This window comes from Nitratireductor sp. ATLC21 (assembly GCF_057196525.1).
In genome coordinates this window covers 121,672-147,487 of record NZ_JBXUOU010000004.1, presented here as the reverse complement: position 1 = coordinate 147,487, position 25,816 = coordinate 121,672, and the positions used below count along the sequence as shown (strand labels likewise).

The window sequence follows — 25,816 nt, the reverse complement described above, 5'->3', positions numbered from 1 at the left end:
AGAGCGGATCGCGAACTTGGCTTGCCAAATGTCGGCGCTTTACTGTACCGTCTGGACGGTATTGTCAAGCTTCAGGATGTCAGGATGGTGAGACCGAGTTCCGGCGCACGGGAGAAAATTCTCGATGCGGCCGCAGAGATCGTGCGTGAGGCGGGCGCTGCCAGCATGTCGCTGGATGCGGTTGCTGCGCGCGCTGGGGTCTCAAAAGGGGGACTTCTTTATCACTTCTCCAGCAAGGCAAAGCTGTTTGAGGCGCTCGTCGAGGGCTTCATCGGGGAGGAGTACGAGAAGTTTGAGCAACGCAAACAAGCGCATGAGAAGAGCCCCAACGGCATTGTGCAAGCCTATATCGACCTGTTTGTCGAGGAGCGAAAAAAGTGCCAGCCGCCGCCTTCGGGCCTGCTGGCTGCCCTGGCCGAGAATCCGGATTTCCTGAAGCCGGTGCAGACATATGAGCGCCAGGTTCTCGACCAGATGAAGGCCAGCGCAAGCGACCCGTCCCTTGCCGTCATCGCTCTTCTGATGGTGCATGGCGTCCGTGCGATGGAGCTGCTTTCCATCAATGTGGTCAACGACCAGGAGGTCGCCGATATGCTGAGCGCTTTCCGCGGCCTTCTGGAAGCCGGCGCCTTGCGGAGCTCGTGAGCTGACTTACGCCGACTGCCGTGCCCCGATGGCCGTCCGGGTTCCCTGGCCGCGATCGGTGAAGCGCGGCACCGGCTCTTGCAGAAACTGCAGCGCAGACGGCCTTTCGCCGGCTATCCGGCGGATAAGCAGTTTTCCAAGTGTCTCACCGGCTTGCGAGATGTCCTCGTAGACCGCGTCGATCCGCGGGCGGACTTCGTCATAAAGCAGCGAGGTCTGCTTGACGACCAGGTCGAAGTCACTGCCCACGGTCAGGCCTTGATCGCTTAGAGCGGCCATGAGCGAAAGCGCCGAAACTTCACCGGCACAAACCATGCCGTCCGGCGGATCCGGCTGCCTCAGCCGCCAGGTAAGCCACGCATATAAGTCGGCTGCATCACTGTCGAGATTGATATCTCCCGGCAATTCCGATGCGACGCCGGCCCTCTCCACCGCCTCCTGAAATCCGTCGCGCAGATGACGACGAAACATGAACCGGTCTGGCGGGAGGATCAGCGCCAGCCGCCGCCGCCCCTTTGAAACAAGACGCTCCACCGCCATCCGTGCAAAAGCCGCATTGTCATAGTCGACAAAGGCATGCTCGATGCCGAGATCCGTGCGGCCATGAGACACGAAGGGAAAATCGTTTTCCATCAGCAGCTTGACGCGCGGGTCCTTGGGTTCGGTTCTCGAGAAGACGACGCCGTCGGCCATGCGGTTGCGCAGTATGTATTCGATCGGGTCGAGCGTTGGAGCCTCGGCGAAATGCGGTGTGATCACCAGATGGTATTGCGTGTCACGCAGGGCGCGCGTCAGGCCGCTGATCATCGAGGTACTGAAGCCCAGCAATTCGTCATGCGGATCGAGCACGAAACTGATGACATTGGTACGCCCCGTGCGCAGGTGCCGCGCCGCGCGATCGGGCTGGTAGCCGATCTCGCGCGCGACCCGCTGGACGCGCTGCCGCGTTTCCAGCGCGATCTGCGGTGCATCGAGCAATGCGCGCGAAACGGTGGTGACGGCAAGGCCGGTCATCTCTGCAATTGTCCGCAATGTGGGGCGGTCCGATCGGCGCGCCATGTCATCTCCTCCCGGTTGCCTGTGCACGGCTCTGGATGGCGCCGGATTCGCCAAAAACCGCAATTTCAATCGATATAAATTTATGTTTACAGGCAGAAAAGCTGAAAAACGAGAAAAAATTCCCCTTGGTTTTCAATGTTTTATCTCCTCCCTTCAATCAGACAAGAATCTGATTGACCTCCATGGGATTTATAACGTTATAAATAGATAGATCGCAAAGGAGCAAGCGATCCCATTGGGAGGATTATCATGACCATTCGCAAATTCGCCGCGCTTGCGGCGGGAACAGCCCTTCTTACCCTCGCTGCCGGCAGCAATGCCATGGCAGAAGACAGTGTTGAAGTGTTGCATTGGTGGACCTCGGGTGGCGAGGCCGCCGCGCTCAATGTTCTCAAGGAAGATCTGGAATCCAAGGGCGTCACATGGCAGGACATGCCGGTCGCCGGTGGCGGCGGTGAGGCTGCCATGACGGCGCTGCGCGCCCGCGTCACTGCAGGCAATGCGCCGACCGCCGTGCAGATGCTCGGCTTCGACATCATCGACTGGGCCGAACAGGGCGTCGTCGCGAACCTGAACGATGTGGCCGAGGAAGAAGGCTGGGCCGACGTTGTGCCGGCGGCCCTCCAGAACTTCTCCAAATATGATGGCAACTGGATTGCCTCGCCGGTGAATGTCCACTCCACCAACTGGGTGTGGATCAACAAGGCCGCGCTCGATGCCGCCGGCGGCAAGGCGCCTGAAAGCTGGGAAGAGCTCGTCGCCGTTCTGGACAAGATGAAGGAAAACGGCATCACCCCGCTCGCCCATGGCGGCCAGCCCTGGCAGGATGCCACGGTGTTCGAGGCCGTCGTTCTCTCGCTCGGCGATGATTTCTACAAGGCCGCGCTCAACGATCTCGACCCCGAGGCGCTCGGCTCCGACAAGATGAAGGAAGCCTTCGACCGCATGGCGAAGCTGCGCACCTATGTCGACGACAATTTCTCCGGCCGTGACTGGAACCTGGCCTCGGCCATGGTCATCGAGGGCACCGGCGGCATGCAGATGATGGGCGACTGGGCGAAGGGCGAGTTCCTCAAGGCAGGCAAGAAGCCGGGCGAGGATTTCGTCTGCATCCGCTTCCCCGGGACGCAGGGTTCTGTGACCTTCAATTCCGACCAGTTCGTCATGTTCCAGGTCGGTGAGGACAAGCAGAAGGCTCAGAAAATGATGGCTTCCGCCGTCATGAACCCCGAGTTCCAGTCGGCCTTCAACGTGGTCAAGGGTTCGGTGCCTGCCCGTACCGACGTGCCGAACGACGCGTTTGACGATTGCGGCAAGAAGGGCATGGCCGATCTGGCCGAAGCCAATTCGAGCGGCTCGCTCTTCGGCTCCATGGCTCATGGCCATGGCGCACCGGCTGCCGTGAAGAACGCGGTGAACGATGTGGTCACGCAGCACTTCAACGGTGAGCTGACCTCGGAAGAAGCCGTCGAAGAGCTGAAGAACGCCGTCGCTGCGGCGCAGTAAGGGCGGCAGCGTCAGGGGCTCAGAGAAGCGAGGGGCTCAACGCCCCTCCGGCCTAAGGCCCATCTCCCCTCCACAGAGGAGATGGGCTGACATAGCCACCGGGCCTCATGCCAGCCGATGGGTCACCGAAACCGGCCCCACCGCGTGCTCTCCCCCTTGAGGGGGAGATGCCTGGCAAGGCAGAGGGGATACCCCACCCCACACCGTTAAAAACGGAAAACCAGAATGAACCGCAATCGCCTGCAGGAGATCATACCGCGCCTGGTGCTCAGCCCGAGCATGGCGCTGATCCTGATCTTCGTCTACGCCTTCATCCTCTACACGTTCTACCTGTCGATGACGGATTCGCGCATGCTGCCGTCCTACGGGTTTGTCGGGTTCGAGAATTACGCCAAACTGTGGGATCTGCGTCACTGGTGGCGGGCGCTCACCAATCTGGCCATCTTCGGTTCGCTCTACATCATCATCTGTTCCGTACTGGGGCTCTTTCTGGCGATCCTGCTCGACCAGAAGATCCGTGGCGAAGGCTTTCTGCGGCCTATCTATCTCTATCCGATGGCGCTTTCCTTCATCGTCACCGGCACGGCGTGGAAATGGTTTCTCGATCCCGGCATCGGGCTTGAAAACACCATGCATCAATGGGGCTGGGCTAGCTTCGAATTCGCCTGGATCAAGGACCGCACGCTGGCGATCTACACGGTGGTGATCGCCGCCGTCTGGCAGTCGTCCGGCTTTGTCATGGCCATGTTTCTTGCGGGCCTTCGCGGCGTCGACAGCGAGATCATCAAGGCCGCGCAGATGGATGGCGCGTCCAATGTCACCATCTATCGCCGCATCATCATTCCCATGATGCGCCCGGTCTTCCTGTCCGCCTTCGTGGTGCTCGCGCATCTGGCGATCAAGTCCTACGACCTCGTCATCGCGCTCACCGGCGGTGGGCCCGGACAGGCCACCGAACTGCCGGCCACCTTCATGTATTCCTACACCTTCACCCGCAACCAGATGGGCATCGGCGCATCGTCGGCCATCATCATGCTGGTGATGATCTTCTCGATCATCATTCCCTATCTCTATTCCGAACTGAAACCGGGGAGGCAGAGATGAGCGCTGAAAAAACCGCTGGCGTCAGCAGCAACAGGCTTGCCCGCGCCGCAATCTATTCCGTCCTCATCGTCTTTGCGGTCTATTATCTCCTGCCGCTCTACGTGATGCTGGTCAATTCGGTGAAGCCGCTCGACGAGATCCGCCAGGGCAACATGCTCGCCCTGCCCGATGTCTTCACCTTCGAGCCATGGGCCAAGGCGTGGTCGAGCGCGCAGGTGGGCGTGCAGCCGACGGGCCTGAAACCCTATTTCTTCAATTCCATTCTCATGGTGGTGCCGGCGGTGGCCATCTCCACCATTCTGGGCGCGCTCAATGGCTATGTGCTCACCAAATGGCGCTTCCGGGGCGATGACATCGTCTTCGGGCTCATTCTTCTGTCCTGTTTCATCCCCTTCCAGATCGCGCTCATTCCCGCCGCGCGCATTCTGGGGCTTCTGGGCATTGCCGGCACGACGCAGGGGCTGGTCCTGATCCACGTGGTCTATGGCCTCGGTTTCACCACGCTCTTCTTCCGAAATTATTACGCCGCCTTCCCCACGGAGCTGATCCGCGCGGCGCAGATCGACGGGGCCGGTTTCTTCCAGATCTTCCGGCGCATTCTCCTGCCCTCCTCCGCGCCCATCATCGTGGTCACGGTCATCTGGCAGTTCACCAATATCTGGAACGATTTCCTGTTCGGCGTTTCCTTCGGCGACTTCGATTCCCAGCCCATGACGGTTGCGCTCAACAATCTCGTGTCCTCGTCGGGCGGCGTGAAGGAATACAATGTCCATTTCGCCGGCGCGATCCTCGCCGCCCTGCCCACCCTGATCGTCTACATCGTCTCCGGACGCTATTTCGTGCGCGGCCTCATGGCCGGCGCCGTCAAAGGATAAGCCCATGGCCTTTCTCAAGATCGACAATCTCAGAAAATCCTTCGGCAAGGTGGATGTGCTGAAAGGCATCGACCTCGAAATCGAAGAGGGCGGCTTCCTGGTGCTCGTCGGCCCGTCCGGCTGCGGCAAGTCCACCCTGCTCAACACGATTGCAGGGCTTGAGCCCATCACCAGCGGTTCGATCAGCATCAATGGCAAGGTGGTCAATGACCTCCACCCCTCGCAGCGCGACATCGCCATGGTGTTCCAGTCCTATGCGCTTTATCCAAACATGACCGTGGCCGAGAATATCGGCTTCGGCATGGAAATCCGCGGCATTCCAAAAGCGGAGCGCGACGCGGCAATTGCCAAGGTTGCCGAAACGCTGCAGATCGGCGCGCTGCTCGACCGCAAGCCGAGCCAGCTTTCCGGCGGTCAGCGCCAGCGTGTCGCCATGGGCCGGGCGCTCGTGCGCGATCCGATGGTGTTCCTGTTCGACGAGCCGCTTTCCAATCTCGACGCCAAGCTGCGTGTCGACATGCGCACCGAGATCAAGCGCCTGCACCAGCGCATGGGCACGACAATCGTCTATGTCACGCATGACCAGATCGAGGCGATGACACTGGCCACCAAGATCGCGGTCCTGAAGGACGGCGTTCTCCAGCAGTTCGGAACGCCCGCCGAGATCTACAACCGGCCCAACAATCTTTTCGTTGCCGATTTCATGGGCTCGCCTTCCATGAACCTCATCCCGGCAAAGGTGAAAGCCGATGGCAGCGATGTCGCCATCGTCATGGAGCGCGAGGATGGCGCGCCCCTGACCTTGCCGATGGCTGGAACGAATGGCGCGCTTGCAGGCCGCGATGGCAAGGAGGTGGTGTTCGGCATTCGGCCCGAAGCGCTGACGGACCCCGACAGCGCCGACCGCAATGCCAGCCGCATCAGCGAGCTCGACTGCGAGATCGAGGTGATCGAGCCTGCCGGTTCCGACACATTCGCGGTCACCCGGCTCGGCGGGCGCGAGATCGTCGCCCGCCTGCGCGCCGATGCGCCCATCTCCGCCGGCCAGACCGCCCGCCTCGCCTTCAATCTCGACAAGGCGGTGCTGTTCGACCCGCAGACGCAAGAGCGCATCGGGTGATCTGAGCGCCGGTCAGTTAAACCAGCCGGGGAACCGGGTTGGCGAGGCGGGTTTCTCCACGTCGCCTCCCAGTTGTTCGGCCAGGAAGGACTCGATCGCCCTCGCCCGCTTCAACAGGGCTTCAGGATCTATCACGCTGTGGGCTTCGTCCTCATGGTAGAGTGCCTGCACGGACTTCCCTGCCTGTTTCAAAGCGCGCTCGAACGCTTCGCTCTGCTCGAAGCCAACCACCGTATCCCTCTTTCCTGCCATCAGAAGGATCGCGCCTTCGGTGCGACTGGCCTGTGTCAGGGGGGAACGGCGCCACATCTCCTCCAGTTCGGCTTCATCGTCCGGATTGCCGAAATATCGTTCCAGTTCATCTCTTCCGAGAGCCCAGGAAAACGGATTGTTCTGCATTTGATATCGCAGATCCAGAACGGCGGACTCCACGATAGCCGCCTTGAACAGACCTGGATCGCGGGTCATTGCGAGCGCGGCCGAGTAACCGCCATAGCTTCCTCCCATTACGGCCATGCGGTTCGGGTCAGCTGTTCCATTTTCTACGAGCCACTTCGCTGCATCGACAATATCGTCTTGCATGGCTCGGCCGGCCTCTCCGTAGCCAGCAGCCCGAAATGCTTTGCCATATCCGGTGGAACCGCGAAAGTTGACCTGTAGAACGGCGTAACCGCGGTTGGCGAGCATCTGGACGTCCGCGTCGAAACCATAGCGGTAATGGCTCGCTGGCCCCCCATGTATCATGACAACGGCGGGGAGGTTCTCGGGAGGACGGTTTTTGGGCAGCGTGAGGAAGGCAGGTAGCTTTAGACCATCCCTTGCGTGGATCGTTTTCGGGGTCATCGGCGAGAGGTAGCGAGCCCATTTTTTCAACGGCGTTGAACCCAACTCCTCTTTCGTTCCGCTCTGCACATCAAGCAGAAAGAAAGTAAGTGCCTCCGCGCTGTTTTGCTCTGCGATGGTGAGAATACGCCCGTCGGCAGATTGGCCTATCACACCTCCACCTGGTTGACGCTCGCGCGTATCAACCAGATTCTTGAGCCGATTGCCTTCCGGGGTCAGCGGTTCGATAAACGGATATCCATTCTTTGGGTAGGTGACCAGATCGGGGAGATTTTTCGACTTATTGAGGAAAAAGGCGGAAACAATGTCCACGTCCTCGTCCCGCGCAATCACCTCCTCAAGGCCATCCTCAAGGTTCACCTTGACAAGAGCGATCGTATCCCTTCCGCGATTGGACAGAGCGTATAGTTCCGTGTCGATGTTCTGAGGGCGCAGAATCTCGAAGTCATCTCGCTTGTCGATGTCGAGAACAGGCTTCCATTCCTCCTCGTTGGGTCTGCGATGCAGAACCCTTCTGTTTCCGTTCGGAAGCTCGTCCAGACGCACGACAGGGTTCAGATCGGCGTTGAACCACCATCCAAATGTGTTGCCTTCGTTTTCCTCAAGCAGTGTCTTGCCACTGCCATCGGTGCGCAGCGTGTAAAGGTCGGAAAAGGCGGGGTTTCGATCGGTTGATGAGACAACGAGCTCGCCGGAGGCATCCTTTGGCCAGCGCAAGATACTCGCGTTCAAAAATCCTCGGGGGGTAACATCGATCCACTTCTCGAGGCGCGGTGTTTCGGCTGGGATCTGCCAAAGTCTTCCGTTCTTGTTCACCACCAGAGCATTGAGAAAGGGATGCCAGTTGAAATCACTGATTTCTGAGGCATCGATTTCCTCATAGGAGCTTTTCTCAGAGCGTCGACGAAGGCGTATTGTTTTTTTTGCCCCTTCCTCCATGAAAGACGCAATGATTGACCCATCGAAAGATGGGATGAAGCCTCTTTCCGATGTCTCAGAGGCTTGGTACAGAGCCGAGAGGGGGATATATGGCCTTTCCTCTTCAGTATATAGAAGCGGATTTTTTCCGACGAAAAAGAAATATGACAGAATCGAAAACGTAATTATAAGCAGTGAAATTATATAAAAGTATCTTTTCATATATTTTATGCCAATATCAGATTCAGAAAAGTGAAACGGCAATAACCAAACATACGATATTAGGTCAATTGGCATAGCATTTAATTTTAAGTAATAGTTTTGACGATATTAAATAATAAAATACATTATATATAATTATATTTATTTTGTAATTCCCAATTCTCTGAAGAGGCGGGATATTGCCGGAAATACGCCTTACTCTGCATCGAATGAAAAATGGCTTTGCCCGGCGCTTGGCCTTTGTCCGAACTCTCTTGGCGTATGGCGGCTGAGAGAGTGTGAACGTTCTTGGGGAATGCAAATCCGCTCACGGCCCGCGCACGGCTAAGCCGATGTTCTTGTCGCCACAATCGGGCTGAAAAATTGGAGCATGACTCTACCCCTTCACCGCCCCGGCCATCATCGTGCCGCTGATCTTGCGATACATGAGAAGCCCCAGCAGCATGGGCGGCAGCGCGCCCACCATCATCACCGCTGCGGCCACGCCCCATTGCACACCGCCACCCGACGCTGCGAAAAAGAACGACGCGCCGACCGTCACCGGAACCGCCTTCGAGGTTGTCAGCATCAGGCCGAACAGGAATTCGTTCCACGCGGTGATGAAACCGAAGATCATGCTCGTCACAAGGGCCGGCCGGCACACGGGGCCGACGATCTTGAACAAAATGCCTGTGCGGCTCACTCCGTCGATCATCGCCGCCTCGTCCAGCTCGAATGGCACATCCGAAATGGCGTTGACGAGGATGATCAAGACCAGCGGAATGTTAACGATGGTCATCACCAGCCCAAGGCCCAGCCGCGTGTCGAGCAGGCCCATGAACTGGAACATCATGTAGATGGGGATGGCGAAGATGACGAGCGGCACGGCGCGCAGATTCACGATCAACGGCAGGAGCGTCTTTTCGCCAAACCGCCCGCGCACGATCGCATAGGCCGCCGGCAGCGCCAGCGCCACGGCCAGAAGCGTGCCCATGGCTGCCACGGCGAAGCTGTTCGCAAGGTATAGGAAAATATTCAGGCGGTCGGAAACGGTCAGCACGGTCACATAGTTTTCCAGCGTCGGCGCGTTGATCCAGAGCCCCGGATTGGTCGAAATCTCGCGCGCACTCTTGAACGACGTCACCAGCGTGACGATGAGCGGAAAGTTCATGGCAAAGGCGGCAAGGGCAAACACGGCCCAGCGGATCGCGTTGAGCATCATCGTCTCCTGCGCCTTGCGAGGCGGTTCAGGCCGTAAAGCACGGCAAACGACGCGGCGAACAGGATCACCGATGCCGCCACCGCCTTGCCGATGGCCGCCTGCTTGAAGAAGGCTTCATAAATGTAGATCGAGAGCGAGGTGGTGGAGCCGCCTGCCCCGCTTCCGGTCAGCACATAGACATTGTCGAACACGCGGAACCCGTCGATGAAGCGGATCAGAAGCGCCGCCGCCAGTGTCGGCAGCATCAGGGGCAGTTCGATGCGCCAGAAGCGGGCAAAGCCCGTCGCGCCGTCGATCGATGCCGCCTCCCGCAGCTCTTCGGGGATCGCCTGATAGGCCATGTGAAAAAGCAGGAAGGCAAACGGCGTCCATTGCAGCGTCTCGACCACAATCAGCGTCCAGAAGGCCGAGTTCGGTCCCAGAAACGCCGGGCTGTTGCCGAACCACGCCCACAGATAATGCGGCACCGGTCCGGCGAATTCATGCAACACGAGCCGGTACATCAGCCCCATCAGCGCGGGTGCCACCATCAGCGGCAGCATCAAGATGGCAATCGGCCAGCTACGATCCTTGAAGAGCGGCGCGAGAAAGACGGCGAGCCCCAGCCCGATCAGGCATTCGAGAATGGCCGTCAGCAGTCCGAAGCGCAGCGAAAACCAGTTGGCTCGCCAGAAACCGCTGTCGGTCAACACGGCAGCGAAGTTTCCGAAACCGGAAATCTCGGGGCTCCGCAGCGTCTCGAAGCTGATGTCGGAGACGGAGTAGATCAGGTTCACGATGGCCGGAAAGCCGAGACACACCAGCAGAAACGCCATCAGCGGTGTGGCAAGCAGCGTCCATTCAAGGCGATGGGTCGTTTCCATTGGGTTTCTTGGTCTGGTTTCCAGATTGGTTTAGCGGTTGGCACCGGCCCCTCATCCGCCTGCCGGCACCTTCTCCCCGTCCACGGGGAGAAGGAAGAAGCGGCAAAGTCTATGTCCCCTTCTCCCCGCGGGCGGGGAGAAGGTGAGGATGAGGGGCGAGCGCCAGCCAGCCTTACTTCAGCAAGTCCGCCATGCCCTTCTCGACATTGGCAAGTGCGGTATCGAGATCCTGCTGGCCCGACCAGTAGCCGGTGAACTCCTTCGCCTGCAATTCGTAGATCGCAAGCGCGTTGGCCGAAGCACCACCATTCATCACATAGCCATAGGCCCCGGCATATTCACCAAGCTGCACCAGGTCGGGCCGCTCGTCGGCAACTGCCGAAACCGCGTCCGCCGAAAGCGCCGGCGCACCGCCCGCACGGGCGTAGATCAGGGCGGCTTCCTCGGTCGAGAGCCATTTCAGAAAAGCCTTCGCGCCCTCCTTGTTTTCGGCACTCTTGTTGAGGCCAAGCCCCAGGCCATGGATATGCGTGGCGCGCGCCTCAGGGCCCGCTGGCGGCGCAATTGTGGCCGTCACCTCGCCCACGGCGGGCGATTTCTCCGCATTGGTCAGGTCTGCTGCCGCCGCGTTCCACTGCACCATGGCCGCCACCTGGCCTGCCGCATAGGCGGCATTCGCCTCGGCAAACTCATAGGAAAGGGAATCGCGCGGCGTCGCACCGGCATCATAGAGCTTCTTGTAGAGCTCCAGCCCCTTGCGGAAAGCCTCCGAGTCGACCGTGATCTTGCCATCGGCATCCATCCAGTCGCCGCCATAAGAGCGCGCGGTGGACTGCCACACCATGATGTTGAAGAGCAGGTTCTTCATCTGCAGAACCGTGCCATAGCGCGTCGGGCTGTCGGGGTTCACCGCCTTGGTGAAATAGAGCGCGGTCGCCGCGTAGTCGTCCCAGGTCCATTCATCCGGGTTCTTCGGCTCCATCGCCGTGCCCAAATGTTCCTTGCTGATGTCCGCATAGCGCGCCTTGGCATCGTCATCGCTCATCAGCGCGTCGATCAGGTCCTTGCGGTAATACATGAAATGGAGCGAAAGGTCGGTCGGCACGCCATACTGTTTGCCGTCGAACTGCATGGTCGAAAGCACGGCATCGCCATAAAGCGCCTGCGCCTCGTCGGAAAGCTCCACCGGCTCCATGAAGGGCGCGTAACGGCCGATGGAATAGGTGGCGAGTAGGTTGAGATCGAACGCGTCCGAGCCTGCGGCAAGGTCCGCCTGCAACTTGTCCCAGAAGCCGTCGCGGTTGAAGAAGAGAAGCTCGACCTTGTTCTCCTCGCTCACATCGTCCTTGGCGTTGTAGGCGTCGGCTGCAGCCCGCAGCGCCGTTTCTTCCGGGCCGCCCGGCCAGCCGAGCACGGTCACTTCCGCATTGGCCGCACCGGCATAAAGGCCGGCGGCGAAAACGCTGCCCAGAAGGGCGGCGGCAAATCGTGCAACAGGTTTCATTGTCATTCTCCCATTTATTGGTTTGTCTGGTTTTGGGTCTTGGTTTCACGTGCCAGGTCGGCGATCCCCACCACGCCGGCCTTGTCGCCGAGCCTCGCCGGCACAAGCCGGGGCCTCAGCCTTTCGGGCACATCGTCAAGATGCGCCTCGATGCGCGCCCGGTAGCCCGGCGCCAGCCCGATGCCGCCGCCGATCACGATGCGCGCCGGGTCGAAGGTCAGTTGAATGTTGCGGCACAGAATGGCCGCGCGCCGCGCGGAACGATCGAGAATGGCATCGGCCCAGCCCTCGCCTTTCTCCGCTGCGGCAAAAACCTCGCGCGCGCTCGCCCCCGGCTGATGGCCTGCCGCCTCGGCGGCGATGAAATTGCCCGAGACATGATCTTCGAGAACCCCGTCGAAATCCTGCCCCAGCGCGAGGCCGAAATGGCCGGCGAGCCCGGCCCGCAATTTGCCGTCAAGAACCACACCGCCACCAATGCCGGTGGAGATCGTCAGGAAAACGAGATCCCCCTCACCGTCACCATATCGATATTCGCCCCATGCGGCGGCCTGCGCATCATTGGCGGCGATGGCCGGTTTTTCCACAAGGCCAACCACCGTCTGCAACAGCGGAAACCGGTCTGGAATGTCGAGCGTCCTGCGGTTGAGCGGCGACCAGAGCCCGTCATCGACAATGCCCGTCACCGCCACGCCCACGCATTCGTAGGTTCCCTGCCAGTGCGCGATCTCGGCAAACAGCGCATCCAGCCATTCGGCGGGGCCGCCGTCTCCTTTCGGCGTCGGCAGGGTCAGGCTGTCGGCAACGGTCTCACCGCGCACCAGGGCGGCGAGCATTTTCGTGCCGCCAATATCGAGCGCCAGAACCATCTCCGCTCCGCTCATGCGCCCACTCCCACTGCCTCGTCCATGTCGGCACGAAACCATGAGGTCACGTGCTCCGGCCTTGTTATGGCGGAGCCGACCACCACCAGCCGCGCACCGGCCTTCAGTGCCGCACGCGCATGGTGCGGCTGGCGGATGCAGCCCTCCGCTACCACATGAGGCGTCAGCGCGCGCATGGCGCTTATCAGGTCAAGATCGGGTTCCGTCGGCTCCGGCCCGCCCGTATAGCCCGAAAGCGTGGAGCCCACCATTTCGGCTCCCTCATCCAGCGCCTGCCGCGCATCGGAAATGACGGAGCAATCGGCCATGGCGATCTTGCCGGTTGCATGAATGCGGCTCACGAGCTCGGCAGTCGGCACCGGCCGCTCGCGCTGGGTGGCGTCATAGGCGATCACATCCGCCCCCGCCGCCGCCAGCGCCTCCACATCCTCGATCCATGGCGTGATACGCACGGGCGAAGTGTCGAGATCGCGCTTCACCAGCCCGATGATGGGGGCGTCGGTTGCTGCCCGCACGGCCTGCACATAAGGGGCGGACTCGATCCGCAGCCCCCGCGCGCCGCCGGCAAGGGCGGCCAGCGCGAAAGCAACGACGATCGGCGCCGTATCCATCGGCCCGCCCGTCACCGGCTGGCAGGAGACGATCAGGCCGTTCTCAAGCGATTGAATGCTGTTTGCCACGCTTGTTCCCCCGTTTGAAGAGGGCATCATAGGCAGATCAAATACCAGAGTACAACCAGTTTTAAACTGGTATTATCTATGCAGCTCGATCACGAAATCATAGACGTCGCCGCGATATTTGGTCTGGGTAAACTCCACGATCTGCCCGTCTTCCAGAAAACAGCGGCGCTCCACCACTAGCAGGCTGGTGTCGGCAGGCGCTTCGAGCAGACGCGCCTCTTCCGGCGTTATCGGGGTCGATTGCATGCGCTGCACCGCGCGTACCGGCATGGCACCGCGCGCCTCCAGCGCCTGATAGAGTGAAGCCCCCACCGCCGTGGGTTTGGGCAGAAACCGCACGGGCAGTGCCGCCGTCTCGATGGCGATCGGCATGTCGTCGGCGGTGCGGATGCGCTTCAGCCGCGCGATCTGGTCGCTACCCGAAATGCCCAGCGCCATCATTTCGGCGGGTGAAGGGCGCGCGGTTTCCTTGGAAATCCAGATGCAGCCGGGCTCCAGCCCGCGCGAGCGCATGTCTTCGGAAAAGCTGGTCATGGTGGAGAGCGACTTTTCCAGCCGTGAGGAAACCACCGTCTTCGCGCCGTGCCGCCGGTGTAAAAGCCCCTCCCGTTCCAGGTCCTCGATGGCGCGGCGTATGGTGACGCGCGACATGGATAGGGCGGCACACAGCGTGCGCTCGCTGGGGATCACCGCCCCCCGTTTCAGCCGCGAGGAATGAATGGCTTCCGCCAGCGCCATCTCCACCCTTCGATAGAGCGGTTCGGCGCTGTTGCCGCGTGCGATGTGTGCGCGCATGAAGTCGAGAAGTGCCGCTTCTTCCATCTCTGTTCCTCTGCCCTGTGCTTGCCAGATGATCATGGCAAATTTTTCACAGGTTTTGAACTGGTATTATTTTTTGCTCGTCCGGCGATGTCGTCCCACCGGGCGCATGAGGCTCGTGCGGTCCATGTGGTTGGCCTGTTTCTATCGGAAAAGTTGCCAAATGGCATTATATATACTATTTAATGCCAAAAGGAGAGAAGCATGGCGCAGTTGCAGCCAGTCGATACCCGAAGCCAGGAATTCCGCCCCGCACCGATAACGGATGACGAGGCAGCGGCGATGTTTCGTGCGACGGTCAATCTCTTCCGGCTGTGGGAGATCACCGACGAGCAGGCGGCCATCCTGCTCGATCTGCCATTGCGCACCTATCGGCGCTGGAAGGCAGAGGGGCCTGGACGCATCGACCGCGATGGCCGGGCGCGGCTTTCAAACCTGATGGGCATCCACAAGGCGCTGCGTCTCATCTTCCGCGAGCCCCAGCGCGCTTATCGCTGGATCTCCCGGCCCAATGAAGCCTTCGCCGGCCACACCGCACTCGACATCATGCTGGGCGGCGAACTCACCGACCTGATGCGCGTGCGCCGCTATCTCGATGCCGAGCGGGGTGGCTGGTGACCGGCAGTGACACGCCGCCCCTCGCCTCCATCGACTGGCGTGGCGCGGTGCGCATCATCCGCAGCATCTATCCCCCGATCGACCTCTTCGAGGATATTGCCGATCCGGCCGACTGGCCTCTGCTCATCTCCGCCGAGCAGAAGACCAATCCGCGCATCATGGAAACCATCGGCAATCTGGATCTCGTGCCGCCTGCGCGGCGCGTGTCGGGGCCGGGTGCCTCCTTTCTGATGGCGCCCTTCACCCATGTCAGTCCGGACCGGCCGAGCCGCTTCAGCGATGGACGTTTTGGCGTCCTCTATGTGGCGGCCTCTTTCGAGACCGCGCTGTTTGAAACCATCCACCACCATGCCCGCTTCATGGCTGCAACGGGCGAGCCCGCCGGCTGGACCTCCCAGTTCCGCGAGATCGTGCTCGACGTGAAGGCAGAGCTCCACGATCTGCGTGGTGGCGGTTTTGATGCAGCACTCGCCCCTGACGACTATGCCGAGGCACAGGCGCTTGCCCTTGCTCTGCGCGAAGCCGGCTCCGAAGGCATTGCCTACCCAAGCCTGCGCCATCCGGGCGGCGAATGTGTTGGCCTCTTTTATCCCGACAGCGCGGCCAGCCCCGTGCAGGGGCGTCACATCGACTATCATTGGAATGGCGAGCGTGTGGATTTCTACCGCGATGCCGGCAGTGGTGCGGTGTTCCGGATCGTTTGAAAAGTACGCAAAAATGTCTTACATCTTGCAAGATCAAATGTCCTGACCCTAGGGACGTGCCATGCCGCGAATGCAAAACCAGAAAGAAGAGTCGATCACCTTCCGCATTGATGGTGAGACGAAGAATGCGCTTGCGCGTCTTGCCAGAAAAGACCGGAAATCTCTCGGTGCGCTGATGCGCGGTCTCGCTCTTGAGAAGATCGAACAGGACAGGCGCCGCCGGTTTGAGGAGGAGGCCGCGCGGCAGGCACGTGAAGCCGCCGCTGCCAGCCGGGTCTCGTCCGACGAGGCGGCGGTCATGCGTGAGCTGGAAGACGATCTATCTTTCTTTGGTGACGAATGGAAATAAGGCGCGGGGATCTGGTGACCATTGCTGTCGCCGGCGATTATGGCAAGCCGCGCCCCGCGCTTGTCGTGCAGGACGATGCCTTTGCCGAATTGCCGTCTGTGGTGGTTTTGCGGATCACCAGCGATGTGCATGAATGGCCGCTTTTCCGCATCACCGTCGCGCCCTCGCAGGAAAACGGCCTCAGGGCCGTCTCGCAGATCATGGTCGACAAGCCCGCAGCCGTGCCGGTGGCGAAGCTCGGACGCCGTATCGGCCGCATCGAGACACCATTGCTGGCAGAGGTGGATCAGGCGCTTGCGCGTTTTCTGGGGGTATAACCCCCTCTCCCCTCAACCATTGCGAAAGGCATAGCTGTAGCCGTTGATGGCCGGCACGCCACCGAGATGCGCATAGAGCACTTTCGAACCTTCGGGAAAAAATCCCTTCTTCACCAGGTCGATCATGCCCTGCATGGATTTGCCTTCATAAACCGGGTCGGTCATCATGCCTTCAAGCCGCGCGCAAAGCCGGATTGCGTCCTTCGTCTCTTCCGAGGGCACGCCATAGGCGGGGTAGGCATAATCCTCGATCAGCACCAGATCGTCGTCCGCTATGTCACGGCCAAGTTCCACCAGCTTCGCCGTGTTGCGCGCGATCTCCAGCACCTGCGCGCGGGTCTGGTCCGGCGTGCCGGACGCATCGATGCCGATCACCTTGCGCGCCCGCCCGTCAGCGGCAAAACCGACCAGCATGCCGGCATGAGTGGAGCCCGTCACGGTGCAGACGACGATATAGTCGAAGGTGAAGCCGAGCTCTTTCTCCTGCGCGCGCACCTCTTCGGCAAAACCCACATAGCCGAGGCCGCCATATTTATGCACCGAGGCGCCGGCGGGGATCGCATAGGGTTTTCCGCCTTTCGCTTCCACGTCTTTCAGCGCGTTTTCCCAGCTTTCGCGAATGCCGATGTCGAACCCTTCGTCCACCATTTCGACATCCGCACCCATCACGCGGCTTAAGAGAATATTGCCGACCCGGTCATAGACGGCATCTTCATGCGGCACCCAGCTTTCCTGCACCAGCCGGCATTTGAAGCCGATCTTCGCCGCCGTCGCGGCAACCATGCGGGTGTGGTTCGATTGCACCCCGCCGATGGAAACCAGCGTGTCGGCACCTGAAGCAATCGCATCGGGCACGATATATTCCAGCTTGCGCAGCTTGTTGCCGCCGAAGGCGAGGCCGGAATTGCAGTCCTCCCGCTTGGCATAGAGCGAAACCCCGCCGCCCAGATGCGCGGAAAGGCGCTCCAGCTTCTCGATGGGCGTGGGGCCGAAAGTGAGTGGATAGCGTTCGAATTTCTCCAGCATGGCAGGCCTTTCGATGATGTCTGATTTGAGGCGAGCCTAGCCGATAAATTGCGGAATGTGCTTTCAGATTTAAGCAGCAGATTGCTTATGAAATGCAGGCATGACCTAATATCTGACGCACTTTCTAAATCGATAGGAGTCTGAATGGAAGAATCTTCCACCGAGAGCAATCTTGACCGCACCGACATGCGCATTCTCCGCCATCTGCAGCGCGATGGCCGGCTGAGCAATGCCGATCTGGCAAAGCTTGTCGGCGTCAGTGCCGCCACCTGCCACCGCCGCACCGAGCGGCTTTTCAGGGAGGGCTATGTGCGCGGCGTTCATGCGGCGGTCGCTCCGCAGTCGGTCGGGCGCGGGGCTCTGGTCATGGTCGGTGTGGTTCTCGATCGTTCCACGCCTGAAAGCTTTTCCGCCTTCGAAGCGGCGATCCGCAAATTGCCCTTCATTCTCGATTGCCATCTGGTCGCCGGCGATTTCGACTATTTCCTCAAGATCCGGGTGCGCGACATGGCCGATTTCAACCGGCTGCACGGCAGCCAGTTGATCGCCCTGCCCGGCGTGCGCCAGACGCGCACCTTTTTCGTCATGAAGGAGGTGGTGGACGGCGCTGCACTCGATTTCTGAGCGCCGCGCCGTCCGTATCGTTCCTATCGGCTTTTCAGCACGTTCACGATGGCTGCACTGACATCCTTCAGCGCTCCATTGCGCGTTTCAAAATCCACATCCGTGTCGGAAATGAAGATCGAGACGAGGAAGGGTGCGCGGCCGGGCGGCGTCACCATGGCCACCAGATTGCGCGTGTGGCTTCCCGCGCCGGACTTGTCGGAGATCGCCCAGTCTTTGGGCAGGGAGGCGCGCATCAGGGCGCCGGTCACGCCGCCATGGCTCATCCATTCGATGAGTTGCGTGCGCGAGGCGGGTTTCAGCACATCGCCCAGAAGCAGGGCATGCCAGGTTTCGGTCATGGCTGCCGGCGTCGTCGTGTCGCGCGGGTCACCGGGCGCGAAGGCGTTGAGCTTCGGCTCCAGCCGGTCGAGGCGGCTGACGCGATCGCCGATATCGCGTAGAAACGCGGTGACCGCCTTCGGTCCGCCCAGCCGGCCGATCAGGAGGTTCGCTGCCGCATTGTCGCTCATGTCCAGTGTGGCAAGGCAAAGATCTGCGATCGACATGGCCTTGCCCACTTGCTTCTGGGTCACCGGCGAATAGGAAACGATATCGAACTGGCGAATGGGCAGGGCATCTTCGAGAGCGAGCGCCCCGGCATCGGCCTTCGCAAGCACGCCGCCGCAAACCAGCGCCTTCACCGTGCTGTTCATCAGAAACCGTTCTTCCGCGCGGTGGCTCCAGCGCCAGTCCGAACCGGTGTCGCGGATCACGATGCCCACCCGTGCGCCGAGCGTGCTTTCAATTCGCTCGACTGTCTGGGAGAGCGTCGCAGCGCCCTCTTCTGCGCTGGCGGGGCCGAAAAGCGACAGGCCGATCGCGAGCCCTGCCGCGAAGCGCGACAGAACAGATGTCAGTTTACGCATGTCTTGTTCCTTGTTCATGCCGGCTGGCGTTTGCCTGTCAGTCGGCGGAGGAGCCCCGCTATGCCCTTGCATGACATCAGTCAATGTCATGACAATCCTATATTTCGGCTTGCGTTCACGCCGCAAACGACAAATGATCAGGGGCATCATTAGATAAAGTAATGCCTATGGACAGAGCCGATATTCCGCTCAATGCGCTGCGCGTGTTCGAGGTCGCCATGCGGCAGGGCAGTTTCACCAGGGCGGCGGAGGAGCTGCGGGTCACGCAGGCCGCCGTCAGCCACCAGATCGCCCGGCTGGAGGATAGGCTCGGTGTCGCCCTGTTCCTGCGGGCGTCCGGCGGGCTAGTGCCGACCGATGAGGGGCGCCTCCTCTATCCCGTGCTGGAACACGGGCTCGACGGCATTGCCCGCACGCTGTCCCGCATCACCGGGCGGCGCGATGTGGAGCTCCTGAAGATCGGCGTGAACACCACCTTCGCGCTCGGCTGGCTGTTGCCCAGGCTTGCCGCCTTCGAGAACGCCCATCCGGAGGTCGACCTGCGCATCTCCACAAACAACAACCGCGTCGACATTCTGCGTGAAGGGCTCGACATGGCGATCCGCTTCGGCAATGGAAGCTGGACCGGAAATGATGCGGTCCCGCTTGTCGCAGCACCCATGGCGCCGCTCTGCGCGCCGTCCCTCGCGCTGCGTCTATCGGAGCCTGCGGATCTGGCCCAGATGGTTCTCTTAAGAAGCTATCGCAGTGCCGAATGGCCAGGCTGGTTCGAGGCGGCCCAAGCGCCCTGCCCGCCCGTCACCGGCCCGGTGCTGGATTCCTCCATCGCCCTGGCGCAGCTCGCCGCTGAGGGCGCGGGCGTCGCGCTGCTGCCGGTCGCCATGTTTGCGCGTCAGGTGGCCGAGGGACGGTTGACCCAGCCCTTTGGCACCACGGTGTCTGCCGGCCGCTATTACCTCACCTGGCACTCGGACCGGCCACAGACAAACGCGATGGCGCGTTTCCGGCAATGGATCATCACCGAGTCTTCCCGCGCCACCTGAATCGCGGCATCACCGCCCCTCATAGCGCGGGGTCCGCCGCTCGATCCACGCACCGAGGCCTTCATGCACGTCGCGGGTCACTGCCATCCTGGCAAACTGTTCACTCTCGATCAGCAGCCCCTCCGCAATGGTGGTGTTGAGCCCGCGCGTCACCGCATGGAGGATACGCGCGCTCGCCAGCGGTGAATGACGCGTGATGCGTTCGGCCAGTTCGAAGGCGGCATCGAGAAGTTTTCCATGCGGCACGACCCGGTTGACGATGCCCATCTCGCAGGCCCGGTCAGGGCTGAAGGGATCGCCCGTCAGCAGATATTCAAGTGCCCGCTTGCGCCCGGCCAGTCTTGGCAGGCGCTGCGTGCCGCCGAAGGTGGGCGGGATGCCGATGTTGATCTCCGGCTTGGCGAAGAGCGCCCGCTCGCTTGCGATCGCCAGATGCACGGCCTCGGTGATCTCGCAGCCGCCGCCGAAGGCAAGCCCGTTCACCGCCGCGATGATGGGCTTCGGAAACGCCTCCATGCGCGACGTCATCGTCTGCCCGCGCCGCACGAAATCGCGCACCGCCACATCCACGCCGTCCTTGATGCTTTGCGAAAACTCATGAATGTCGCCGCCTGCCGAGAAGGCCCGATCCCCCGCCCCTGTCAGGATCACCGCCTTGATGGTCTCATCCTGCTCGATCTGATCCAGCAGCTCCATGAGCCTGTCATTGGTCGCGTAGTTCAGGGCGTTGAGCTTTTGTGGCCGGTTGAGCGTCAGCAGCGCGATATGGCTGCGCTTCTCAAAAAGCACTGTGCTGGTCGACATGTCATCCTCCGATGCCTTTGCAGAAACCTGCATCTGGGCTAACATCAGACATCAATTATATAAACTCACTAGTCAGTGTAGATTGCCATGCCCAGAGACGCCACACAAACCCGGGAAAAAATCGTCAAAACGGCCAGCCGCCTGTTCTATGGCAAGGGTGTGCGCGCCGTCAGCATGGACGCGGTGGCCGAGAAGGCGGGCCTCACCAAGAAGACGCTCTATTATCATTTCCGCAGCAAGGACGATCTGGTCACGGCCTATCTCGCCTCCCGCGACCAGCCCAATCTCGACCTCTTCGCCAGATGGTTCGCGCAAGCGGAGGGTCCGCTTTCCGAGCGCATCCGAGCCATCTTCGACAACATCGCCAAGGTGGCAGCAAGCCGCCGCTGGAAGGGCTGCGGTTTTCTGCGCACGGCGGCCGAACTGGTCGAGACACCGGGTCACCCGGCGGTGAAGCAGGCCTCGGCCCACAAGAAGCGGCTTGAGGCCTGGCTTGCCGAGGTGATCGCCGCCGAACAGCCCGACCACGCGCCGCAGCTCGCGCGCCATGTCCTGCTTCTGCTCGACGGCGCCTTTTCCACCATGCTCGTGCACCACGACACGGCCTATATCCGCAGCGCCGGCGAAGCGGCTGCGGCGTTGCTGCGCGGAAAGGGTTTTATGTCACCCGCGTCAAAAGCGCTGCCATGAGCCGAGCGCGCTCCACCAGGCTGTCGGTCTCGATATATTCGCCGAGCGTGTGCAGCCCCGCCCCGCGCACGCCGATGGAATCGAGCGTGGGGATGCCGAGCGCGCCGGTGAAATTGCCATCCGAGCCGCCGCCGGCGCTGGCATGGGTCAGCTCGAAGCCGATTTCGCCGGCAATCCCGCGCGCCAGTTCATAAACCGCCATCGTACCCGCATCCGGCTCCCACACGGGCCGCGTCACGCCGCGCGTCACCTCGATCACCACGTCGTTTTCCTCGCCCGCAAGCGCCAGCATGCGCTCCACGCCATGGTCGAGATCGGCCTGGCGCTTGGCCATGGAAAGCACTTCCGCATCGCAGGTGGACGACACGCAGTTCACCCATTGCCCCGCATGGATCACACCCACAGAGAAGGTGCAGTCCTCCCCGGTCATGCTTTCGATCTCCAGCACCTTGCGCGCCATGGCGGCGATGGCCGAGCGGCCATCCTTGAGCGCCCAGCCCGCATGGCTCGGCCGGCCCGCCGTCTTCACGTTGAAGCGCGCAATGGCATAGCGGCCCGTCACCGCGCCGCCGTCGGGGCGCGCGGGTTCGGGCACCAGCACCACCTTGTTCTTGCGCGCTTCCATCTCGATCAGCTCGCGCGTTGAAGGCGTCCCCACCTCCTCGTCGGGCGTGAACAGAACGGTGATCGGCAGCGGCGTCTCGATGCCGGCGCGGATCAACTGGCGGATCGCCTCAAGGCTCACATAATTGCCGCCCTTCATGTCCTGAATGCCGGGGCCATAGCAGCGCCCGTCCTCGATGCGCCACGGGTTCTTCTCCAGCGTGCCGATGGGATGCACCGTGTCGAGATGGCCGGAAATGAGAATGCCCGGCTTGCCGAAATCCTTGTGCGGAAAGCGCGCCCGCACGGAGCCGCCAAAGCCCATCCGGCCCGGAATGCGCTCGATCTCCGCGCCGATCGCGGCGAGCTCGTAGGCCGCAAGATCCATCATGCGGTCCACGGCAGCCGCGTCGAATGTGGGGCTTTCGCAGAGGATCCAGGGCTTGAGCCCGGCCAGCATCGTTTCGGTGTCGAAGGGCAGGTCTTTGATGTTCATCATGTGTGTCCTGAACTGGAGCAATTCCAGGAAAAGTGGAAACCGGTTTTCCGTCCGGAATTGCGCAAAACAATGGGTTGGAGAGCTTTCGCATTTCAGCGAAAGCGCTGTCGTGTCTGTCAGAGCGGAAGGCGCTTTTCGACGATCCGCGCCATGATGCTCGCGCCCACGGGCAGCATGTCGTCGTCGAGAATGAAGCCGGGATTGTGCACCGGGATCGAGCCCTTGTGCCCAAGCGTGCAATAGGCGCCGGGGACAGCCTTCAGCATGTCGGCGAAATCCTCGCTTCCGGTGACCAGCTCTTTGGTGATGGTCGCGTTCTCCTCGCCGACAATCTCTGCCGCCGCCTCGCGATAGGCTTCGGAGAGGTCGGCATCGTTCATCAGCACGTCGAAGACGGGCCGCAGGTCCGGCACGATCTCCACCTCATAGCTCGCCGCAAAGCCGGCGCAGAGCTTTGCCACCCGGTCGTGGATCAGGTCGCGCACCTCGTCGGAGAAATAGCGGATCGTGCCGGAGATCACCGCCTTGTCGGGCACCACATTATAGGCCGAGCCGGAATGGATCTGCGTCACCGAAAGCACCGCCGGCTGTGTCGGCTGCACATTGCGGCTGACGATCGATTGCAGGTTTTGCACCAGCGCCGTAGCAATCACGATCGGGTCGCGCGCGTGATGCGGCATCGCGCCGTGGCTGCCGACGCCATTGATGGTGATGTCGAAAAAGGTCGCCCCCGCCATGGCCGGCCCCGGCTTGACGCCAAACTTGTTCGGCTCCGCAAGCGGGTTGTTGTGCATGCCATAGATTTCGTCGCAGGGAAACTTGTCGAACAGCCCTTCGGCCAGCATGGCGCGCGCGCCGCCTAGCCCCTCTTCCGCCGGCTGGAAGATCATGATCGCTCGGCCCGCGAAGTCGCGCGTTTCGGCCAGATAGCGCGCCGCACCCAGAAGCATGGTCGTGTGGCTGTCGTGTCCGCAGCCATGGAAGGCGCCGGGGTTCTTGGAGGCGTAGGGCAGATTGGTCATCTCATCCATGGGAAGCGCGTCCATGTCGGCCCGCAGGCCCACAGTGCGGCCGCCCTCCTTCTTGCCCTTGATCACGCCGATCACACCGGTCTTGCCGAGCCCGGTGTGGATCTCGTCCACGCCCCATTTTTTCAGAAGCTCCGCGACGATGCCGGAGGTGCGCACTTCCTCGAAGCCGATCTCGGGATGCTGGTGGAAGTCGCGGCGGATCTCGGTGAGCTCATCCGCATAGTCGGCGATTTTGGGTAGTACGGGCATGGTAGTCTCCGGTGTTGAATGAAAACTGACGGGCAAGGCGCAAGCCCCTCATCCGCCTGCCGGTACCTTCTCCCCGCCTGCGGGGAGAAGGACGCGGTGGGGAAACGGGCACACAGCCGTTCGAAGCGCAAGCAACAGCGCCGACGCCCCCTCTCCCCGCCTGCGGGGAGAGGGTATGGGTGAGGGGCGAGCGCTGGGCGCGTGGTGGCGTGAGCCGGCAGGTGTCGAAGAGAACACAGACATCACCCTTTTCGGCCCCGCGCCGACTGAACAAAGCCATAGCGCCAGCGCCGACACCCCCTCTCCCCGCGTGCGGGGAGAGGGTAAGGGTGAGGGGCGGGCGGAGGCGGGAGCGGCTGCAGCATCGGTCACGAAACACGCCTCACACACTGTCCAGCTCACGGAAATTGGCGAAATCCCACTGGCGCCCCGGCGCCGCTTCGATCAGCGCGCGTGTGTAAGCATGCTTCGGCGCGGCGAGCACATTGGCCGCGCTGTCATGCTCGACCACGCGACCATGCTGCATCACCACCACCTCGTCGCAGATCTGCGCCGCAACGCGCAAATCATGGGTGATGAACAATATGGCGATGCCGAGTTTCTGCTGAAGTTCGTCGAGCAGGTCGAGCACCTGCGCCTGCACCGAAACATCGAGCGCGGAAACAGCCTCGTCCGCCACCAGAACATCGGGCTCCATGGCGATGGCGCGCGCGATCGCAATGCGCTGTCGCTGGCCACCTGAAAACTGGTGCGGATAGCGGTCCACCGCATCATCGGGCAGGCCGACCAGCTTCAAAAGTTCACGAGCGCGTTCAAGTGCCGCCTTTCTGTCCGTCCCCATGTTCAGCGGTCCCTCGACAAGGCTCCGCCCAATCGTCCAGCGCGGGTTCAGAGATCGGAACGGGTCCTGAAACACGATCTGGATGTGACGGCGCAGAGGCCGGAGCGCCCGGCGCGAAAGCGTGGCGATTTCCTGGTCGGCCACGCGGATCTCGCCCTCGGTCGGGTCGATCAGCCGCATGATGCAGCGCGCGACGGTTGACTTGCCCGAGCCGCTTTCTCCGACAATGCCCAGCGTGCGCCCGCGCGGGATGGTGAAGTTCACATCGGTAGCCGCTTTCGTCGGCTCCGTGCGTTTGAAGACCCCGTGCGCGCCATAGATCTTCTGCAGGCTGTTGACCGAGAGCACGGGCGCGCCTTCCGGCGTATCGCGTGCGGCGCGCGGGGTCAGGCTTGGCACGGCCTGCAGAAGCTGGCGCGTATACTCTTCCCGTGGCCGGCGCAAAAGCTCTTCCACGGGGGCATGCTCGACAATCCGGCCAAGTTTCATCACGTGGACAGTGTCGGCAATCTCTGCCACCACGCCCATATCGTGCGTGATGAAGAGCACGGCGGTTCCATGCTTTTCCTGCAGTTCGGCGATCAGGCTCAAAATCTGCTGCTGCGTCGTTACGTCGAGCGCGGTCGTCGGCTCGTCGGCGATCAGAAGCTGCGGCTCGAGGATCAGCGCCATGGCGATCATGATGCGCTGGCGCTGGCCGCCGGAAAGCTGGTGCGGATAGGAACGGTAGATGCGCTCCACATCGGGCAGATGCACCTGGTTCATGATGTCGAGCACACGCGCCTTTTTCTCCCGGGCGGAGAGTTTGGTGTGCGTGTTGAGCACCTCCTCGATCTGTTCACCCACGCGCATCACCGGGTTGAGTGCTGTCATCGGCTCCTGGAAGATCATGGATATTTTCTGCGCGCGCATGTCACGCATGGCCTGCGGCCCGAGCTCGAGCAGGTTCCTGCCCTCAAGCCCGATCCGCCCGCCCGTCGCCTCCAGTGCGCCACGCGGCAGGAGCCCCATGACCGAGAGCGATGTGACGGATTTACCCGAGCCGGATTCACCGACAAGGCAAACCGTTTCGCCTTGCCTGATCGTGAGCGACACCCGGTCGAGCACGGGTGCGGCCTTCTCGTTGCCGGCAAGGCGCACGGTCAGGTTTTCGATTTCCAGAACAATTGGCAGATCGTCGAAAGTGCGGGTCTTGAATTTCATATTGCGTGCTCCGGGATGTGAGGCTTGGAGCACTGTCGGGAGTCACCTCCCGTTTCCGTCATCC

The 25,816-nt window shown here is 61.5% G+C and carries 24 protein-coding genes and 1 pseudogene; 12 read left to right on the top strand and 13 right to left on the bottom strand.

What is annotated here, in order from left to right; translation table 11 throughout:
* The first annotated feature begins 84 nt into the window (after positions 1-84).
* Complete coding sequence (locus AC2CHD_RS18665; protein WP_484554851.1) at positions 85-645, top strand: TetR/AcrR family transcriptional regulator; 561 nt, start codon at positions 85-87, stop codon at positions 643-645.
* 6 nt (positions 646-651) lie between these two features.
* Here AC2CHD_RS18665 and AC2CHD_RS18660 read toward each other — a convergent pair whose 3' ends face one another.
* The gene (locus AC2CHD_RS18660) at positions 652-1,704 is read right to left on the bottom strand and encodes a LacI family transcriptional regulator (RefSeq protein ID WP_229450763.1); all 1,053 of its coding nucleotides are present in this window, start codon (positions 1,702-1,704) and stop codon (positions 652-654) included.
* Between the two features lie 249 nt (positions 1,705-1,953).
* On the opposite strand from AC2CHD_RS18660, the gene AC2CHD_RS18655 reads away from it, so the two are divergent.
* From AC2CHD_RS18655 to AC2CHD_RS18640, 4 genes are all read left to right on the top strand, one after another.
* The gene (locus tag AC2CHD_RS18655) at positions 1,954-3,210 is read left to right on the top strand and encodes an ABC transporter substrate-binding protein (protein WP_484554850.1); all 1,257 of its coding nucleotides are present in this window, start codon (positions 1,954-1,956) and stop codon (positions 3,208-3,210) included.
* A 225-nt stretch (positions 3,211-3,435) separates the two neighbouring features.
* A complete protein-coding gene (locus AC2CHD_RS18650; RefSeq protein ID WP_229450761.1) occupies positions 3,436-4,314 on the top strand; it encodes a carbohydrate ABC transporter permease in 879 nt (292 codons plus the stop codon).
* A complete protein-coding gene (locus AC2CHD_RS18645; RefSeq protein ID WP_484554849.1) occupies positions 4,311-5,189 on the top strand; it encodes a carbohydrate ABC transporter permease in 879 nt (292 codons plus the stop codon). The genes AC2CHD_RS18650 and AC2CHD_RS18645 overlap by 4 nt, the downstream gene beginning before the upstream one ends.
* Positions 5,190-5,193: 4 nt before the next feature.
* A complete protein-coding gene (locus AC2CHD_RS18640) occupies positions 5,194-6,309 on the top strand; it encodes an ABC transporter ATP-binding protein (RefSeq protein ID WP_484554848.1) in 1,116 nt (371 codons plus the stop codon).
* Positions 6,310-6,321: 12 nt separating this feature from the next.
* Here the strand turns inward: AC2CHD_RS18640 and AC2CHD_RS18635 are convergent, their stop codons facing one another.
* The 6 genes and pseudogenes from AC2CHD_RS18635 to AC2CHD_RS18610 all read right to left on the bottom strand — a co-directional run bounded on the left by AC2CHD_RS18635 (position 6,322) and on the right by AC2CHD_RS18610 (position 14,282).
* Positions 6,322-8,367, bottom strand: a complete 2,046-nt coding sequence (locus tag AC2CHD_RS18635; RefSeq protein ID WP_484554847.1) for an alpha/beta hydrolase family protein — start codon at positions 8,365-8,367, stop codon at positions 6,322-6,324.
* Between the two features lie 301 nt (positions 8,368-8,668).
* Complete coding sequence (locus tag AC2CHD_RS18630; RefSeq protein WP_484554962.1) at positions 8,669-9,490, bottom strand: carbohydrate ABC transporter permease; 822 nt, start codon at positions 9,488-9,490, stop codon at positions 8,669-8,671.
* Positions 9,490-10,356: a carbohydrate ABC transporter permease gene (locus tag AC2CHD_RS18625; RefSeq protein WP_484554846.1), complete on the bottom strand. Its 867-nt coding sequence runs from the start codon at positions 10,354-10,356 to the stop codon at positions 9,490-9,492. Before AC2CHD_RS18625 ends, AC2CHD_RS18630 begins: the two co-directional genes overlap by 1 nt.
* 172 nt (positions 10,357-10,528) lie before the next feature.
* On the bottom strand, positions 10,529-11,860 hold the full coding sequence (locus AC2CHD_RS18620) for an extracellular solute-binding protein (RefSeq protein WP_484554845.1): 1,332 nt from the start codon (positions 11,858-11,860) through the stop codon (positions 10,529-10,531).
* A gap of 14 nt (positions 11,861-11,874) precedes the next feature.
* A pseudogene (locus AC2CHD_RS18615) lies at positions 11,875-13,451 on the bottom strand (putative N-acetylmannosamine-6-phosphate 2-epimerase).
* Positions 13,452-13,496: 45 nt separating this feature from the next.
* Positions 13,497-14,282: a GntR family transcriptional regulator gene (locus AC2CHD_RS18610; RefSeq protein ID WP_484554844.1), complete on the bottom strand. Its 786-nt coding sequence runs from the start codon at positions 14,280-14,282 to the stop codon at positions 13,497-13,499.
* Positions 14,283-14,447: 165 nt separating this feature from the next.
* Here AC2CHD_RS18610 and AC2CHD_RS18605 point away from each other — a divergent pair, with 165 nt between their 5' ends.
* From AC2CHD_RS18605 to AC2CHD_RS18590, 4 genes are all read left to right on the top strand, one after another.
* A complete protein-coding gene (locus AC2CHD_RS18605) occupies positions 14,448-14,861 on the top strand; it encodes an antitoxin Xre/MbcA/ParS toxin-binding domain-containing protein (RefSeq protein ID WP_484554843.1) in 414 nt (137 codons plus the stop codon).
* On the top strand, positions 14,858-15,565 hold the full coding sequence (locus AC2CHD_RS18600) for an RES family NAD+ phosphorylase (RefSeq protein WP_484554842.1): 708 nt from the start codon (positions 14,858-14,860) through the stop codon (positions 15,563-15,565). Before AC2CHD_RS18605 ends, AC2CHD_RS18600 begins: the two co-directional genes overlap by 4 nt.
* A gap of 61 nt (positions 15,566-15,626) precedes the next feature.
* Complete coding sequence (locus tag AC2CHD_RS18595; RefSeq protein WP_484554841.1) at positions 15,627-15,914, top strand: hypothetical protein; 288 nt, start codon at positions 15,627-15,629, stop codon at positions 15,912-15,914.
* Positions 15,905-16,231, top strand: a complete 327-nt coding sequence (locus AC2CHD_RS18590) for a type II toxin-antitoxin system PemK/MazF family toxin (protein ID WP_171900112.1) — start codon at positions 15,905-15,907, stop codon at positions 16,229-16,231. Before AC2CHD_RS18595 ends, AC2CHD_RS18590 begins: the two co-directional genes overlap by 10 nt.
* A 12-nt stretch (positions 16,232-16,243) precedes the next feature.
* Here AC2CHD_RS18590 and AC2CHD_RS18585 read toward each other — a convergent pair whose 3' ends face one another.
* Positions 16,244-17,257 carry a 1-aminocyclopropane-1-carboxylate deaminase gene (locus AC2CHD_RS18585; protein WP_484554840.1) on the bottom strand — a complete coding sequence of 338 codons (1,014 nt, stop codon included), beginning with the start codon at positions 17,255-17,257 and terminating at the stop codon, positions 16,244-16,246.
* Between the two features lie 144 nt (positions 17,258-17,401).
* On the opposite strand from AC2CHD_RS18585, the gene AC2CHD_RS18580 reads away from it, so the two are divergent.
* Positions 17,402-17,881 (top strand): Lrp/AsnC family transcriptional regulator, encoded by a 480-nt coding sequence (locus tag AC2CHD_RS18580; RefSeq protein WP_484554839.1) that lies wholly within the window; start codon positions 17,402-17,404, stop codon positions 17,879-17,881.
* 23 nt (positions 17,882-17,904) lie between these two features.
* On the opposite strand, the gene bla is transcribed toward AC2CHD_RS18580, so the two are convergent.
* Positions 17,905-18,789, bottom strand: a complete 885-nt coding sequence (gene bla, locus AC2CHD_RS18575) for a class A beta-lactamase (protein ID WP_484554838.1) — start codon at positions 18,787-18,789, stop codon at positions 17,905-17,907.
* Positions 18,790-18,956: 167 nt separating this feature from the next.
* On the opposite strand from bla, the gene AC2CHD_RS18570 reads away from it, so the two are divergent.
* A complete protein-coding gene (locus AC2CHD_RS18570; protein ID WP_484554961.1) occupies positions 18,957-19,832 on the top strand; it encodes a LysR family transcriptional regulator in 876 nt (291 codons plus the stop codon).
* A gap of 9 nt (positions 19,833-19,841) precedes the next feature.
* Here the strand turns inward: AC2CHD_RS18570 and AC2CHD_RS18565 are convergent, their stop codons facing one another.
* Positions 19,842-20,636 (bottom strand): crotonase/enoyl-CoA hydratase family protein, encoded by a 795-nt coding sequence (locus AC2CHD_RS18565; protein WP_484554837.1) that lies wholly within the window; start codon positions 20,634-20,636, stop codon positions 19,842-19,844.
* 87 nt (positions 20,637-20,723) lie between these two features.
* Between AC2CHD_RS18565 and AC2CHD_RS18560 the strand changes: the two genes are divergently transcribed.
* Complete coding sequence (locus AC2CHD_RS18560) at positions 20,724-21,326, top strand: TetR/AcrR family transcriptional regulator (RefSeq protein ID WP_484554836.1); 603 nt, start codon at positions 20,724-20,726, stop codon at positions 21,324-21,326.
* On the opposite strand, the gene AC2CHD_RS18555 is transcribed toward AC2CHD_RS18560, so the two are convergent.
* From AC2CHD_RS18555 to AC2CHD_RS18545, 3 genes are all read right to left on the bottom strand, one after another.
* A complete protein-coding gene (locus tag AC2CHD_RS18555) occupies positions 21,295-22,425 on the bottom strand; it encodes a M20/M25/M40 family metallo-hydrolase (RefSeq protein WP_484554960.1) in 1,131 nt (376 codons plus the stop codon). The two genes, AC2CHD_RS18560 and AC2CHD_RS18555, sit on opposite strands and share 32 nt — an antisense overlap.
* A 119-nt stretch (positions 22,426-22,544) precedes the next feature.
* The gene (locus AC2CHD_RS18550; RefSeq protein WP_229450743.1) at positions 22,545-23,708 is read right to left on the bottom strand and encodes a M20 aminoacylase family protein; all 1,164 of its coding nucleotides are present in this window, start codon (positions 23,706-23,708) and stop codon (positions 22,545-22,547) included.
* A 382-nt stretch (positions 23,709-24,090) separates the two neighbouring features.
* Positions 24,091-25,752, bottom strand: coding sequence for an ABC transporter ATP-binding protein (locus AC2CHD_RS18545; RefSeq protein ID WP_484554835.1), 1,662 nt, complete (start codon positions 25,750-25,752; stop codon positions 24,091-24,093).
* Positions 25,753-25,816: the final 64 nt, after the last annotated feature.